This is a genomic window from Holdemania massiliensis, from assembly GCF_022440805.1.
GTDB lineage: Bacteria > Bacillota_I > Bacilli_A > Erysipelotrichales > Erysipelotrichaceae > Holdemania > Holdemania massiliensis_A.
Genome location: NZ_JAKNTK010000001.1, coordinates 3034667 through 3049978, shown reverse-complemented (window position 1 = coordinate 3049978; position 15312 = coordinate 3034667). Strand labels below are relative to the sequence as shown.

The 15312-nt window shown below is 37.2% G+C and carries 13 protein-coding genes and 1 pseudogene; 12 read left to right on the top strand and 2 right to left on the bottom strand.

All coding sequences use genetic code 11. The features are described 5' to 3' along the window. Positions 1 to 4: 4 nt before the first annotated feature. Together MCG46_RS14150 and MCG46_RS14145 are read left to right on the top strand one after the other, a co-directional pair. On the top strand, positions 5 to 505 hold the full coding sequence (locus MCG46_RS14150; RefSeq protein ID WP_240280548.1) for a D-glycero-alpha-D-manno-heptose-1,7-bisphosphate 7-phosphatase: 501 nt from the start codon (positions 5 to 7) through the stop codon (positions 503 to 505). Then, complete coding sequence (locus tag MCG46_RS14145) at positions 486 to 1541, top strand: hypothetical protein (protein ID WP_240280547.1); 1056 nt, start codon at positions 486 to 488, stop codon at positions 1539 to 1541. Before MCG46_RS14150 ends, MCG46_RS14145 begins: the two co-directional genes overlap by 20 nt. A 327-nt stretch (positions 1542 to 1868) precedes the next feature. On the opposite strand, the gene MCG46_RS14140 is transcribed toward MCG46_RS14145, so the two are convergent. Both MCG46_RS14140 and MCG46_RS14135 read right to left on the bottom strand, forming a co-directional pair. Next, positions 1869 to 2360, bottom strand: coding sequence for an HD domain-containing protein (locus MCG46_RS14140; RefSeq protein WP_240280546.1), 492 nt, complete (start codon positions 2358 to 2360; stop codon positions 1869 to 1871). A gap of 72 nt (positions 2361 to 2432) precedes the next feature. Beyond that, positions 2433 to 3131 (bottom strand): response regulator transcription factor, encoded by a 699-nt coding sequence (locus MCG46_RS14135; protein ID WP_240280545.1) that lies wholly within the window; start codon positions 3129 to 3131, stop codon positions 2433 to 2435. 38 nt (positions 3132 to 3169) lie between these two features. Here MCG46_RS14135 and MCG46_RS14130 point away from each other — a divergent pair, with 38 nt between their 5' ends. The 10 genes and pseudogenes from MCG46_RS14130 (at position 3170) to MCG46_RS14090 (ending at position 15125) form a co-directional block, all read left to right on the top strand. Then, positions 3170 to 5020, top strand: coding sequence for a sensor histidine kinase (locus tag MCG46_RS14130; protein WP_240280544.1), 1851 nt, complete (start codon positions 3170 to 3172; stop codon positions 5018 to 5020). A 35-nt stretch (positions 5021 to 5055) separates the two neighbouring features. Then, positions 5056 to 6309 (top strand): helix-turn-helix domain-containing protein, encoded by a 1254-nt coding sequence (locus MCG46_RS14125; RefSeq protein ID WP_240280543.1) that lies wholly within the window; start codon positions 5056 to 5058, stop codon positions 6307 to 6309. Between the two features lie 352 nt (positions 6310 to 6661). Further along, entirely contained in the window at positions 6662 to 7024 is a 363-nt protein-coding gene (locus MCG46_RS14120) for a hypothetical protein (protein ID WP_240280542.1), read from the top strand. 516 nt (positions 7025 to 7540) lie between these two features. Next, positions 7541 to 8947 carry a hypothetical protein gene (locus tag MCG46_RS14115; protein WP_240280541.1) on the top strand — a complete coding sequence of 469 codons (1407 nt, stop codon included), beginning with the start codon at positions 7541 to 7543 and terminating at the stop codon, positions 8945 to 8947. 83 nt (positions 8948 to 9030) lie between these two features. Then, positions 9031 to 10458, top strand: coding sequence for an ABC transporter substrate-binding protein (locus MCG46_RS14110; RefSeq protein WP_240280540.1), 1428 nt, complete (start codon positions 9031 to 9033; stop codon positions 10456 to 10458). Between the two features lie 68 nt (positions 10459 to 10526). After that, positions 10527 to 11681, top strand: coding sequence for a hypothetical protein (locus MCG46_RS14105; RefSeq protein ID WP_240280539.1), 1155 nt, complete (start codon positions 10527 to 10529; stop codon positions 11679 to 11681). A gap of 5 nt (positions 11682 to 11686) precedes the next feature. Continuing rightward, positions 11687 to 12559 (top strand): ABC transporter ATP-binding protein, encoded by an 873-nt coding sequence (locus MCG46_RS14100; protein WP_240280538.1) that lies wholly within the window; start codon positions 11687 to 11689, stop codon positions 12557 to 12559. Continuing rightward, positions 12550 to 14535, top strand: coding sequence for a hypothetical protein (locus MCG46_RS14095; RefSeq protein ID WP_240280537.1), 1986 nt, complete (start codon positions 12550 to 12552; stop codon positions 14533 to 14535). Before MCG46_RS14100 ends, MCG46_RS14095 begins: the two co-directional genes overlap by 10 nt. Before the next feature lie 149 nt (positions 14536 to 14684). After that, positions 14685 to 14786, top strand: a pseudogene (locus MCG46_RS19650) (hypothetical protein); the annotation flags it as partial. A gap of 57 nt (positions 14787 to 14843) precedes the next feature. Next, on the top strand, positions 14844 to 15125 hold the full coding sequence (locus tag MCG46_RS14090) for a hypothetical protein (RefSeq protein ID WP_240280536.1): 282 nt from the start codon (positions 14844 to 14846) through the stop codon (positions 15123 to 15125). The last annotated feature ends 187 nt before the right edge of the window (positions 15126 to 15312 follow it).

Sequence of the window (15312 nt, the reverse complement as noted above, 5' to 3'; positions counted from 1 at the left end):
TGGGATGAAAACAGCGTTTTTGGATCGGGATGGGACGATCAATCGGGATTATCCGGATTCACAGTGGTCAGGAAAGACAGTACCAGAGATGATCCCTGGGGCAGTTGAAGGTCTGCGGTTTCTGCAGAAGCAAGGCTATGCCTTGATCCTGATCACCAATCAATATGTCATCGGGGAAGGGTATATCACCCTTGAAGAATATCAGAATTTCACCGATTCTTTGATTCATCGTTTAGCTGAGAATGGTATTCAGCTGTTGGATATCTTCTATTGTCCGCATCGCCGGGATGCTGGATGTGGCTGCTGTAAGCCAAAACCTGGCATGATTGAGCAAGCCTTGGAAAAATATCCGGAAATGGATTTAACGCAGGCGATATTGATCGGCGATTCAGCCGGGGATCGCATACTGGCTCAATCTTTGGGCATTCCGTTTTATGAAATTGCGGAGGAAGGACGACATCCGCAGAGGAACTGGAGAACTGTTTGTGAAGCCGTCAGAGAATAAGCTGGATCAAATTCTCGGGGAAAAGCTTGCGGTATGGCTGAGAGCCTTTTCCATTCTGGATTTGCCAATGAAAACAGAAATGCTTTTAAAAGTCGATGAGGATCATTTATCGTCGTGGCGTCGGAAGCGAATTCTGCGGTTATTCTGGACTGAAGGAAAAACAGGCATCTTGAAAGTTATACAGGAAAAAGGCGTAACCGCGATGCAGGTGGAACAGCGCTGTCAGTTTTGCGAAGCCCTGCGGAAAAGTGGCATTCGCACTGTTCGTCAGGCTAAAACAAAACAAGGCTTTTGTCTTGAGGATGAGGGCTGCTGCATTACACTGGAGGAAGATGTGGGCTCATCCTTTTCCCAAATCAGCGTGGATTTGGCCAAAAAGGCAGGTCAACTGATGGCCGAAATGCACAATGCGGCAGAGGCTCTGCAGCTGCATTTGCCGGAAACGACAATCTTTGATGTGATGGGTCATAATGAAGTGACAGCCTTGCCCTGCTTTGAAATGTGGGTTCAGGAAGGCCGGCTTGATTCCTGGAAAGAGATCGTTCAAAAAATACGGCGTCAAAGAATACGCAGAGAGGCCAATCTGGATTTACTTTGGGATAGCCTGCCGCATTTTGGCTGTCAGGGGGATCTGTCATTAGGAAATCTCGTCTGCACAGCTGATGGAGATCTGATTATTTTTGATTATAACATTGCCGGTGAAGCGGTGCTGGTCTCGGATATGATAACAGAAGGTCTGTTGATCTGCAGACAGTACAGTGCTCAGGATCACGCGTCGGCAGAGGCTTGCTTTGAAAGTTTTGTACGAGCTTATTGTGCCCTTCGTCCGCTGTCTGAAAGTGAGCGGCATGCTGCGGATATTCTTTATTCGCTGACTTCGGCATTCTGGTTTACCTGGATTGCTTATCGTGAGGATTCGTTGGAAAAAGCGCTGGAGCGAAAGGATGGCGCTGCTGTTCAAAAACATCTTGAACGTATCTTCACCGATCTTACTTCGTCCTCCATTTCATCCTTATTGAATTGCTCTGCAGCATAGATAGGTATAACATCAAAAAGATCATATCCAGTTTGTCTGGGTGTGATCTTTTTACAGTGAATTTATTCTATGAAGCAGGAAGAACGGGATAATCGAAAATTACAAATGAGCGTGATTGAACTGCAGTCAGGAATATTGGATCGGTATGAGCTATTTTCAGACTCCTTGAATGATCTCCTTGCAAAGCTGAGAAGAAAGTCAAAAAAATGTCTGTAATTTTAACCGGCATCCCAATCGGAACCGATTAAAAAACAGACTTTTTTATAAATAAAGTTGAATGTAGGTGAAAACCAATGCCGTTTTTAAAGAAACGCCTTCTTAGAGCAATCATTCACCTTCCTGCAGCTGCTGCCAGAATGGAAAGGTCAATCCCAATTCATTTTCCAATGCATGCAGGCGCGGAATTTCTCGCCGAATCACCATTTTATAATTGAAGACATGATCCAGCACGTCGGCATCTTTCAATACCTCATCCAGCGGTGTCCCGATTTGTTCCTTATCACTGTGATGCTGAATGGCCAGGGCAATTTGTTCCTGCTGATCATTGCTGCCCAGCTCTAATTCATTCAGAATCCGCAAAGCAAGAACAGCACCTTTGCGCGCATGATCGTTATGATCTCCCGTGAGATAGTCAGAGATATCATGAAGCAGACCCGCCAGCTCTGCCATTTCACTGTCAACACCTCGTTTCATCGCTAACAATGCAGCGAAATGAGCGGTACCTAACAAATGGGTATACACTCTTTTCCGTCGTTGAAATAACAGCGGATCCTCAATGGCTGCTTCCATCCACTGCTGAAGTTTTTCTGACTTATCCATCGGATTGATTCCTCACTTTCTTTCTGTTTTCTGTGCCATCGGACTGAGAAATGCGTTTACCCGCCAAAGTCCCTATGAATTATCCTCCGTAAAACAATATCCCTTTCCCCACACGCTTTGCAAAAGCTGAGGATCTGCAGGATCTTTCTCAATCTTTTTGCGCAGATTGTGAATATGGACAACTACCGTCCGATGATCGCCGTAACTCGATTTTCCCCAGATGTGATTATAGAGTTCGCTGGCCTTGTAACAATGTCCGGCATGCTGCATCAAAAAGGCCAGGATCTTGAATTCCATTGGGACTAATGAATACTGCGTTCCATCCGTCTTGGTCAAAATATGGGTTTGAGCATTAAGCGTAAAGGATGAGCAATGCAGTTCATTGACCGTTTTCTTCTGCTGCCGATCATTTCGCCAGCGGCGCAGGTTGGCTTGAATCCGAGCCTGCAGAATCGCATTGTCAAATGGCTTAACGATGTAATCATCCCCGCCCTGCTGCAAAGCTGATATAATAGTGTTATTGTCATCCAGACAGCTGATGAACAGGATCGGGCAGTCATGCCATTGCCGCAGCTGAGCGCACAGATCAATCCCGCTCTGATCTGGAAGACCGACATCCAGCAGAATGATATCGAAAGCATCCCGTGCTAAAAACAAGGCTTCTTCAGCACTGGCGGCACTGACGACTTCGTACAGATTATCCTGACTGAGATAATAACGGATGATACGGGCGATTTCTTTATCGTCCTCAACGAGCAATATACGATCCATAATGATCACCTGAATTTATTATAAAGGAGCGATGCCGGATGTTCAAACGATTTAGGGTACTTCTGTTATTTTTCACCTTACTGCTGCTTCCGCTGGGACTTTTTCTGCGGATCAATCACAGTACGGCAGCCTTAATGAATCAGGATGAAATTCCGATGTCCATTAAAACGAAACCGATGCGGCTGATCAGTGAGATGAGCACGGATCAGCAGCGATGCTTGATCACTCTGCAGGCTCCTGCAGAAAGTATGCCGCTGACCTTGATTCTGGATAATGCCGGCCCCGTTCAGGTCTGGGTTAACGATCAGCGTATTTATCAATCCTTTAGTCAGGATTCTTATCAGCGGATTCAGTTTGTTGAGCTGCCGGAAAGTACAGGAACAATAACTGTTTCTTTAGCCCCCAGCAAACTGCAGAAAAATGATGCAGTATCCACAGTTCAGCCTTATTCCCCACCAGGGATGTTATTGGCTGGGGAGCAGGCAGCGCGTTCTGCTTCGCATATAGCCTTTGGGATCACGATGTTTTATGCCGGTTTTTATATACTGCTGTTATTATCCTCATTGACATTGTTCCAAAAGAAAAAAGAAGAAAGCTACCTGCTGTTGCTAGCGGCGGCTTCCTGTGTTTCCCTGCTGCGGGTATTGGTGCTGTCTGCCTTTCCGCTGTTTCCGCTCAGCTATAATTTTTGTTCAGTAATCATGCCGGCGATCTTTTTGCTGACAACATTGTGCCAGCTATTAATCATCATGATGTTACTGAAACCGGCAATTCCTTCTGGATTACAGCGTTGGCTGACACCGCGGAAGATCGCATTGATCACGGGAATTTTGATGATTTTGCAGTATCTGATACCTCAGGGAATAGAAATGTTAATTCGTATCTTAGCAGTGATTCCAATTTTGGTTTTGTTTCTGCGCTCCGATCAGCGAAAACTTCCAGGAACCTTTCCCTTACTTTGTGGTTACGCGCTATGGGAAAGTATTTTGGTGTTCTACTATTTGATCTATCAGCGTGGGGCGATGCAGGCAGGGGAGTTGATGATTGTCTACATGCTTCCGCAGTTCGGTTTTCTCTTCTTTATGATGATGGCAGCCTTGGTCATCAATCGTAAATTTGCAGCGAAGTTTGTTGAATCCGAGTCGTTGAATCGAGAGCTGGAACAGCTGAATGCCAATCTGGATCATCTGGTGGAAGAACGGACGCAGCAGCTGCAACGGGAACAGGCTCAAAAACAGCAGATGATCATGCAGGTACTGCATGATGTACGATCACCGATTTTTGTGCTAAAAGGCTGCATGCAGCAGATGGAAGCCAAAGATGACGCGCAGAGAAGAAATCTTACGACGATGCGGCAGCGGTTAGAGATGCTGGAAGGCTTGAGCGACGATTTATTTCTCAGCGTTAAATTGGAAAACCATGAACTGGCTTTTGTTTTTGATGAGGTATGTTTGAATGAACTTTTAACCCATTTGGCTGAGGCGCATCAAATCAGTGCTCAGCAAAAGCAAATCCAGATGAACCTGATTGTACCGGAGCAACCGATTTGGGTATGGGCGGACGACCTGCGGCTGCAGCGGGTCTTTGATAATTTGCTGCGCAATGCGATCGCTCATACTCCTGAACAGGGAACAATTGGACTGGAATGCATAATCAATCAGGATCAGGTAGAAATTCGGGTTTGCGATACTGGTGAGGGAATCCGACAAGAAGAACTCCCGCATCTGTTTGATGCCTTTTATACGGGAAATCCTTCCCAAGGCAGCGGTTTAGGCTTAGCCATTGCCCGGGAAATTGTCGAAGCGCATCGAGGAACGATTGAAGTGGAATCCACTGGCAGAGAAGGTACTGTGTTTTTGGTACGGCTGAAAATATTAAATGAGAGATAGTGATTTGTGATAAAATATCAGTAGGGGTGTATGATATGAATGCCATAAAGTTTACCTCAATTAATAATACGAATAAACAAATACTTGGACAGATGATCAAGCTTGAACGTGAGCGCCTAGGTCTTACGCAAAAAAAATTGATCATGAACAAAGCGAAAGCCCAAATTTGTTCTACGGCTACTCTGCATCGTTTGGAAAGTGGTCAGATTATAAAGGACGATACGATTTATCATGAATTGATCCATCAATTAGGGTATTCTTTTGAAGAAAATCCGGGAATTGACCAAGCGCTTCCTGCTCTAAATGAACAATGCATGCACTATTTTGAAACTTTAAATCTTATTGAAGCCGAGAGAATTTTAGCTTATATTAATGATTTATTTCAAACGTCATCTTTTTATTACAGACAGCTTAAGCAATGTTATATAGATATCATTAATGCTAGTTTATTTAATAAAAGGCTGACTGAAGAAGAATATAAATTTTATAAGAATTTGCTTAATATAATGCATGAATCTTTAAGAATTTTATTGATTCATTTATGCTTCTCATATGCAAATAATTTTCTTCAAAATCTAGATGAAATGAATTATTACGAGAAGTTGTTGATTCAACACTCAGATTATTTATTAATGCGTATTGATTTTCAATTTATTCTAAAATACAATTACAAATTAGAAGAATTTTTAAAGTTAAATTCATCAATAATTAATGAATGCAAAGATAAATTGTTATTGAATCAATGGTGCAAGGCACTATCTTCGAGATGTTCATTTTTATCTTTTTTTCAACAGCCTCAATTAAACGATAAAGTGAAGGAAGTTGAGACTTTTATTGAGCAAAATTATAAACAACTCAGTCCTAATATAATAAGTAATGTAAAATACGCGATTGCAATGATTTACTATGCAGACATTAATGATTTTTCTAATGCTAAAAGAATTCTAGAGGAAATATTCTTAGAAAATCCTCATAGACTAGAAGCTTCAGGAATATATTATTTTTCAGCCTGTGAGATGATAAACGAAAATCCGAAAGAAGTAATAATAAATAGAATATCAGTTAATGATTCTAACGTTTTTCTTCGTTACTTTCTATTTAAATATCAACAAAACTGGAATACAGCGGAATTGATTCAATATCTTAATAGTGAAATACTCGAAAATTTAAAAAGAGAGAAAAATCAAACCAAAATAAAAGTATTCAAATTGCAGTGGAACAAAATTCTGAAAGAAAGTCCTAATAATTATTATAGCGCATATTATTATTTCATGCACAATTTTGAATGATAAATTTTAAAATGCTAAAAAATGGTAAAAAAAAACTCATTGCTATCATTAATGCTGTGAAAGTTAATTTGGTGATAAACTATAAATGAAAGAGGGGGATATAATGAAAAAATTTATAATTATAGTTTTATTAGGCATTATACTTTCGGTAGATATTATCACTAATGAGACCACTGAAGTAAAGGCATGTCATGTGCCTGATTGTGAATTTATAAGCACGACGAAGGTTTGCAGTTTACTGTAATGAGTTATGAATCCTAAATGATATCATAATCATCAATTAATAGTAACTCTAAATATTGATCCGGACAATATTTTAGATAAGTGGCTAAAGGCCTAGAAAGAGGTAAGTATGAAAAAGAGATTAGTTCTGACAACAGCACTTTTAGCATTATGTACAATAACTTCAGTCAGTGCAGCTACAAGATCTTATACCTATGCTCAGATGACCATTAACGGCTATACAGCTACTTGTTCTTTAAGTAGAGGAGATGGTCATGCGACTGCCACAACATCGAAGGGTACTGTTTTGGAAAGTAAAACCCATGTAGAAGGATATTTTGCTGATGGCGCATACCATTCAGCAAATAGCAATTGGAATAAAACATCTGTGGATAAAGTACGAACAGAGGGGTCTGGGACGCCGATTAATGTAACAGGAAATCATGAAATTCGTGGCTATGGCGAAGAAAAATCTGTTGGAACCTACATTTAAATTTTATGACGCCGTTACTTTGTAACGGCGTCTGTCTTATGAAAATTTAAGCTGAAGTTAACGTTAGCTGCATCATATCAGCACAATTATATTTGTAATCTACTATCTAAGTAAGATTATTTTTTATAAACGCTTAAATTATGAGACTCACTTATTAGTTAAAAAGAAGACAGATTTATTAAACGAAATATTACATTAGAGAATGCTTTACTCAGATTGCATTTCCGAGTCTTATTATATTTTGCTTTAACTAGCTGAAAGAAATAATGTTTATTGTTTTGTAGATGTTTTATACATTAGCTCCATAAAACTATACTTTATAAAGCTGAAGTATATAATCATCATTTTAACAGCTTTAAATATATGGTATAATATCTTTAATTTATATTGCATATTTCTAATGTAATTTTCTTCCGATTTATTCTTTTAAATTAGATGTCTATATAAATTTGATGATGAAATTTTTGTAGTTTCTATTGGTATAATTATATTGTAATAAAAGAAGGGAGAAAGAAAATGAAAAAATTGCTTTTATTAATTATTAGCATTACTCTGCTTAATGCTGGTTGTATGAAGAAAAAAGAAATTATCACCCTAAATTTCTATTATATGATAGGAGGAGATTATTTTAAAGAAGAAAAAGCGAAAGCAATAAATGACTATTTAAAAGAATCGAATTCAGGCTATCAAATTAATTTCGTCAGCATGATTAATACAATTCCATATGATCCAAAAAACGAGAATGTTGTGTATGCTTCTATGTCAACAAGAATCTTAGATTATTTAAAGAATGCAAGAGATAATCAAGAAGTAATTGACATTGTGAATGTAAATCAAATAGGGACTATGGATTTTTCAAGAACCTATTTAGTCGATGAAAATTTGTTAACAAATTTGGATTCCTATTTTGAAAATACAGAAGCCGGTAAAATTGTATATGATGCATACCCTGAAATTGTATTTGAATCACAAAAAATTTATGGCAGTTCTTATTCTATTCCGGGTTATTTGTTTGATTTAATTGAATTCAAAAAAAGCTGTCTAGAAGGTGTTTCTTATATGGCAATAAAGGAAGATGCATTAAAACAGTATCAATTTAATGAGCCATTGGGATATGATCTCTCACAATATAATGATTTCTTACGTGCGATAGGGGATCATAATGAGAATCAATTGTTGTTTTATAATTCATTTAGAATCATGAATAATTATCCTCACTTAACGCCTGTTTGTGGAAGTTCACTGCGTGTTAGCCCATTTGTCATCGATGAGAATACACAAACAGTTAAGATTATTTATGAATGCGAGGATTGGTTGAATTCATTAGTTACATTTCAATCATTATATCAAGATGATTATTATGTATATGATATAGATCATAAAGATACCGATGAAATTATTCATTATGACTATTATGATCATGATCAAGAGAAAAAATATGTTGAGATTGAACCGAATTACAATTATGTTAATGTAATTCCCTATTGGGGATTGGCGATTCCTTCCTGGTGTGACAAAAAGGAAAAAGTGATGGATTTCTTTGGGTTATTATACAGCGATCCTGAATTGAGTCGGTTATTCTTTCCCGAAGGATTAAAACCTGAAGAAAAAATGTATTTTGGTTATGGAAATCCATATATTGTAGAGAATTCCACACTGCCTCAAGATTTAACCAAAGAAAATCACCAGAAGTTTTACGAAGCGTCAAATAAATCCTGTGCTTTTGGTCTTACATTTGATTTTAGTCATTATTTTGAAGAAATGCAGGATCTTGTCGTAAAACATAATGAATATTTTACATCGTATAATGCACCGGAACTAATTGATATGGAACTTTACAAAGAGGTCATGAAAGAGACGAGAATTGAAGAAATCAGGGATGATCTCAATAATCAATTACAAATTTATCTGTCAGGAAAATAGTCTCTAATGTGCGAAAAGAGGTATCCTTACCATGAATTAGTGTCCATAAAATTCATAAACGATTGAAGAAGGAGGGGGGGACAATGATGTTAAAAAGAAAAACAATTATTGGACTTCTAGTTTTGTTTCTGATCAATACCGGCTGTGTCAGTAATATTCCCCAGAATATCCATCAATCTGTAATCACACTGAATTGGTATTATATGATTGGAGATTATTCAATAAAAGAGCGAAATGAAGAGATCAATGATTATCTGCTGAAAAGTAATTCTGGTTATCAAATCAATTTTGTTAGCTTAGTTGATGTTATTCCGTATGATTTAGAATCGGAGAATTTGTCTTATACCTCGATGTCTACTCGTTTATTGGAATATTTAAAAAAAGCCAGGGATGATCATCAAAATATTGATATTATAAATGTAAATCAATTAGGGAATATGGATTTCTCAAGAACATATTTAGTAGATGAAGGTCTGCTTACTGATTTAGACGCTTATTTTGTGAATACAGAGGCTGGGAAAATTGTTTATAATGCGTATCCGGAAATCGTATTTGAATCGCAAAAAATTGAAGGAAAATCATATTTTATTCCGGGTTCACTGTTTGATTTGATAGAAACAAAGCAAAGTTGCTTTGATCGTGTTGCTTATATGGCTTTGGATCATTCCTTTTTTCAACAAGAAAGTTCCATAAAAGACAATTATAGTCTTTCTCAATATCAAGAACGATTACAGGAAATCGGTGATACAAAACAAGATCAACTTTTATTTTATAATCCATTTATAATGATGTATAACTTTCCATATTTGACGCCAGTATGTGGGAATTCATTACAAGTCAGCCCCTATATTATTGATGAAAAAACGCAAACCGTTAAAATTATTTATGAATGTGAAGAATGGATGGATTCATTAAACACTTTTCAATCGTTATATCAGAATGGCTATTATGTGTTTGATCCATCCTTTGAAGATACTAATGCAGTGATTTGGTATGACTATGTCGTGGGAAGCCAGGAAAATAGTCGAATTACAGTAGAAGAAAATTTTGAATTCTTGAATGTTATTCCCTATTGGGGATTAGCAATTCCTTCCTGGTGTGACAGAAAAGATGAAGTTATGAATTTCTTTGGCTTGTTGTACAGTGATCCTGAATTAAGTCGTGTCTTTTTTCCTGATGGAGTAAAACCAGGCGAAAAAATGTTTTTTGGCACCGGTAATCCCTATATTGTGAAAAATTCTTCGCTGCCTCAGGATTTAACGAAAGAAAATCACCAAGCTTTTTATGAATCATTAAATAAATCCTGTGCTTTTGGTTTTACGTTTGATTTCAGCGATTACTTTGACGAAATGCAAGATCTAGTTGTCAAACATAATGAATACTTTACCGCTTACAACGCTCCGCAGTTCGTTGATATGGACTTGTATAAAGAGGTCATGAAAGGCACTCGAATTGAAGAGATCAGAAATGATCTAAACGCTCAGCTTCAACGGTATTTGAATAAAGAATAAAATAAGTTTGCGCAGATGATTTAATTAACTTGACGAAAATCAGAAACGATTGAAGGGGGAACTGAACCATGAAAACAGCTATGAAAAAAGGATTAATACTCTTTCTCATTTGTCTGCTTGTCGCTGGCTGTTCATCCACTGGAAAGTCCGCAATTACGGCATTATCTGAAGAAGATTACTATTTAGTGACCTTTCGTAATGTTAATAATGTGGGGATTTTTCAATTTGGCAATGAAGAAACGGGAATGGCCTATTTTGATTTTGCAACAGGAAAAGTGATCAGTATTCCTGACAAAAATATGAAAAAAGATCCACACATGTATCCGGCTTATGTAGCAGGAATCGCCTATTATAATGATTTCATTTATTACGTTTACCATGATGAGAACTATCTGTCCTTGATGCGGATGGATCCTGATGGCAATAACGTAAAAGAACTTTATCAGTATAAAAATAAAAAATACAATGAAATTATGCCGGATAACTATTCATTTATTTATCATGATCAAAAAATCTATTTTGAAATTATTGGTACGCAATTTCAAAAAAATGGATCATTTGTTGAAGAAGGTCAACTGGCTTATTTTGATTTAAAGGATAATTCATTAAATCTGATTTATGAGCCTGTTTTAATTCAGGATCCTCAGCATCGAAAACTTATCGCAGTAGATCATGAAAAAGTTTTCTATAAAACTGTACAAGACTCGAAGAGTGATGAAAATCCAAAAGAAGTTTTAAGCTGCTACAATATTGAAACGAAAGAAACACTTGTTTTGGAGGAGGCTGAGAAGATCAGAATAGCCTCTGAAAAGAATATTGATCTTGAAAAACACTGCTTATATTACTTAGATCAAAATTATTCTCTGATAGAACTTAATTATCAACAACAGAGCAAACGTCTGCTTTTAGAGAATTCAGAACCGATTGAACTTAGATACTATGATCAGGGAAAAGTTTTTTATTTCAATATGACGGTAGACATGAAACAAAGACCAGAAAAAATAATGTACGGTTTTTTTGATGTTGAAAAGGAACAGAATTTTCCTGATTTTAATAAAGAAGGTCAGCAATTTTCGATCGCTGACAGCAATGATCAGTATTTTATCGGAAAAAAGTTAATTCAGGGGGAAGAGGTAGATTCCTATTGGTACTATCTGGATAAAGAAGCTTATTTTAATCAGGAATTTGAACTCGCTAAACCTATTATCGGTTTGGATTGGTGAAAATCATGAAACTAGAAATGAAAGATTTAACGAAGCAATATAACGCTAAACTTGCTTTAGATCATGTCAATCTGTCTCTTGACGAAGGAATTTACGGACTGCTTGGGCCAAATGGTGCAGGAAAATCAACATTGATGAATATCTTAGCTGGAAATATTGAGAAAACCGCCGGAGAGATTTTATATAATGATCAGCCTATTGATGAATGCCGAGTTCTCTTTAATCATTGTCTTGGCTACATGCCGCAGAATCAGCGTTTGTATGAAGATTTTACAGGCTATGATTTCATGGGATATTTTGCGTCGTTAAAAGAAATCCCGCGGAATCAGATAAAATCAGAGATTGAAAAAGGTTTAACTCAGGTATCTTTATGGCAGGATCGACAGAAGCGAATAAGAGAATATTCAGGTGGGATGAAACAAAGACTCCTGTTGGCAGCGACGCTTTTAAAGGATCCGAAAGTGATTGTTTTAGATGAACCGACGGCGGGGTTGGATCCAATGCAGCGTGTTCAGGTAAGAAAAATTCTGGCGCAGCTCTCTAAAGAGAAGATTATTATTTACGCAACCCATGTAATCAGCGATGTTGAATTGATTGCTGATCAGTTTATTTTTCTCAAAAAGGGACAAATCATTCAAAAGGGAACGATGCAGGAATTGACTCGGACATTTTCTAATTATGTTTATGAAATAGACTGTAATGAAGAGACCTGTGAAAAATTGAAGCAAGAATATTGTGTCACTGGAATTCAGAAAAAAACGAAGGGATATGCGGTAAGGTTAATCTCTAAAGAAAAGTGGCCAGGAAAAGAAGCAGTTTCTCCGACATTGGAAGATTTATACATGAATAATTTTGAGGATGAACAATTATGGACATAATTCGCTATGAAATAAAGAAATGTCTGGCAAGTTCTGCTTTTCAGAAAGCAGTTATTTTGATTCTGGTGATGCATTGTTTAACCACGGCTTTCTTGCTTCTGCAAAAGGAAGATGGAACATCATGGATAAGTTTAGCCCAAGCTAGAGATGAAATAAGCTTGCAGACCTATCAAGATCAAATTGATGAAGCAGAGAAATATCCAGAATTTGTTGAACAGATCCTGAGTGAAGATGATCGGCTTCGGCATTCCACTCTATTTCATGATCCCAATTCTTATGCGTTCCGAAACAGTCAGCGTAAGGCCGCATATTATCTAAAATTGGCAGGCCAACATTTTCAATTCCAGCCTGCATTTTCATTAAGTTTTATTTTACAGGAACCTGTCAGTTTGACGATGGTGCTTTTGTTTCTTGTTTTTTGTGCCTATTTCCTGTTTGTTAAAGAAAGAGAAGACCATCTTGAACCTATACTTTTGCCTATTCCTCGTTTTAAAAATCAAAGTGCTTGGCACAAGTTTGCAAGTCTTCTCATTTTAGGCGGAGGCATGTTTTTATTTTTAGAAATGCTGACAGGCATAATCAGTTTTTTATGCTTGGGAGGAAATCTAAATCTGAAACTTCCGATTCAGACGATCATTGGATTTCTATATGTTCCTTATGCCATGAGTACATCCGTCTTCCTATTTCAATTTTTTGTTCTAAAATTCTTGATCGTTTTATTTTTCATGGTTTTAGTCAGCGTGGCTGCCATCCGATTTCATCAAGGACCATCTTTTTATCTCTGCTTAATTATTCTATTTAGTTTGGAGTTTTGGCTCTTTTCTGGAATAAAGAATGAATCCTTTCTTATTCTGTTAAAATACATCAATCTTGCGGCTTTGCTGCAATTTAATTCTTATCTTACAACATTCACCAGTGTTCCTTTAGGGAATTACCCAATCGAGGTCAAAACTTTAATTCTTCTAATTTGTCTGATGGGAATGATCATTGGCGGTGCTTTTTTTGGATATTCAGCATTTCATCGCAAAACAGCGAAAGAAAGTAATTTCAATTTAAAAAGAAACCGCCAGTACCGTCCACAACCTTTATTTTATTATGAGATGAAAAAATTTTGGATGAATGGGAAAAATCTTTTTATCGTAGTGCTGCTTGCTGGGGTGCAAGTGTTTCAATGCTTGCACTATTCTCCTTATATTGATAAAAATGAATATTACTATCAACAGTTTTCGTTTCAGCTGCAGGGCTTGTTAACTGACAGACAGACCTTATTGATTGCTCAGCAGAATCAAAATTATGCTGAAATTCAAAACCAAATTTCGGAATTATATACTCAATATGCAGCAGATGAAATAGATCGGGATACGTTGGAGCGAGAGGCTTATATTCTGAATCTCAAACTGGAAAGCATGGAAGGTTTTCGCAAAGCAGAACAACAAGTTGAACAGTTGAAAGCTTTGGAAAAAACGGAATATGTTTATGAGACACCACTGATCGAGATTTTTAAGGCAAAAGATGAAATAAGTATTAAAGCGGGAATGCTGTTTCTTGCGATCAGTTTTTGGGTTGCAGCGGCAGTCGGAAAAGATAATGAGCTGCAAATGGATAAATTGATTCGAATCTATGAACGGAAGAAACACAAGGTAGACCGGCAGAAACGCAGGATTTTGTTTTTGGTCAGCGGAGGTTTGTACAGTTTTCTGTTTTTATCCACAGTTATTGTTAAATTGAACTATTATGAAGCTCATTTGCTTACTTATTCAGTCAGCAATGTTCTGGCGTTAGGGATTTCTTTGCCGATTTCAATTCTCAGTTTTCTTCTTGTGATTTATGGACTTGGGCTTTTCTATGTAGGCGTTCTGAATGAAGTCTTGCTGCGATTGTCAATAAGGCAGAAAAATCAAAATCTATCTCTGTGGATAAATATTGGCGTTTCATTTCTTTTCCTGCTTATTCTAAGATTATTTCTTGTTGTTTAATTAATTTGGATTTGCAGTAAAATTGTTACTCTCTGAGAATGAACAGAAAAACGTGAATTTCATTTTTCAATAGGTTTATAAGGAATCCAGGCGAAAATACTGATGCATCTGTTTGATGCTTTTTATACGTAAAACCTTCCCAAGGCAGCGGTCTGGGCTTAGCCATTGCCCGGGAAATTGTCGAAGCGCATCGAGGGACGATTGAAGTGGAACCCGGGCAGGGACGATACCGTGTTTTTGGTAAAGGCTAAAGATGCTGAATGCTTCTTTATAATTTATGATAGAATAAGTTTACTAGGAGGGATTTAATGATGAAATCAGCAAAATTTACTCCGATCCACGATAGCGATAAGCGAACACTGGGACTTTTAATTAAAATAGAACGCGAAAATCAGGGATTATCACAAAAAGAATGTATTAAAGATCCAAGCCATGGACCAATCAGTTCTGTATCAACCCTTCATCGGATGGAAGCTGGACAAATTATAAAAGATAATATGATTAATTTTGAAATGATTCATCGTTTCAAATCCTTTGAATGTTTTATTACTGCATCTCTGCTTCTGCCTTTCGATGAATTATATGCATGATTTAAATGAAACTTATTCTGTAGGTGACTCTTATAAGTTGAGTGGTTTTAGAAAAAGTATAAAATTGATGGCTTCGTATCGTTTGAATTAAACCATAACGGGAGTCTTGCTTATGTGCAATACGTTCTGCTTGTATGCGGTTTGCTCATCTGAATTGTGATTGAGGCAGATAAGGAAGAGTGTAACG

Excerpts from the sequence above, each read along its gene's own strand:
- MCG46_RS14150 (WP_240280548.1), top strand. The coding sequence starts at position 5 with ATGAAAACAGCGTTTTTGGATCGGGATGGGACGATCAATCGGGATTAT.
- MCG46_RS14140 (WP_240280546.1), bottom strand. The coding sequence starts at position 2,360 with ATGGATAAGTCAGAAAAACTTCAGCAGTGGATGGAAGCAGCCATTGAG.
- MCG46_RS14135 (WP_240280545.1), bottom strand. The coding sequence starts at position 3,131 with ATGGATCGTATATTGCTCGTTGAGGACGATAAAGAAATCGCCCGTATC.
- MCG46_RS14130 (WP_240280544.1), top strand. The coding sequence starts at position 3,170 with ATGTTCAAACGATTTAGGGTACTTCTGTTATTTTTCACCTTACTGCTG.
- MCG46_RS14125 (WP_240280543.1), top strand. The coding sequence starts at position 5,056 with ATGAATGCCATAAAGTTTACCTCAATTAATAATACGAATAAACAAATA.
- MCG46_RS14120 (WP_240280542.1), top strand. The coding sequence starts at position 6,662 with ATGAAAAAGAGATTAGTTCTGACAACAGCACTTTTAGCATTATGTACA.
- MCG46_RS14115 (WP_240280541.1), top strand. The coding sequence starts at position 7,541 with ATGAAAAAATTGCTTTTATTAATTATTAGCATTACTCTGCTTAATGCT.
- MCG46_RS14110 (WP_240280540.1), top strand. The coding sequence starts at position 9,031 with ATGATGTTAAAAAGAAAAACAATTATTGGACTTCTAGTTTTGTTTCTG.
- MCG46_RS14105 (WP_240280539.1), top strand. The coding sequence starts at position 10,527 with ATGAAAACAGCTATGAAAAAAGGATTAATACTCTTTCTCATTTGTCTG.
- MCG46_RS14100 (WP_240280538.1), top strand. The coding sequence starts at position 11,687 with ATGAAACTAGAAATGAAAGATTTAACGAAGCAATATAACGCTAAACTT.
- MCG46_RS14095 (WP_240280537.1), top strand. The coding sequence starts at position 12,550 with ATGGACATAATTCGCTATGAAATAAAGAAATGTCTGGCAAGTTCTGCT.
- MCG46_RS14090 (WP_240280536.1), top strand. The coding sequence starts at position 14,844 with ATGATGAAATCAGCAAAATTTACTCCGATCCACGATAGCGATAAGCGA.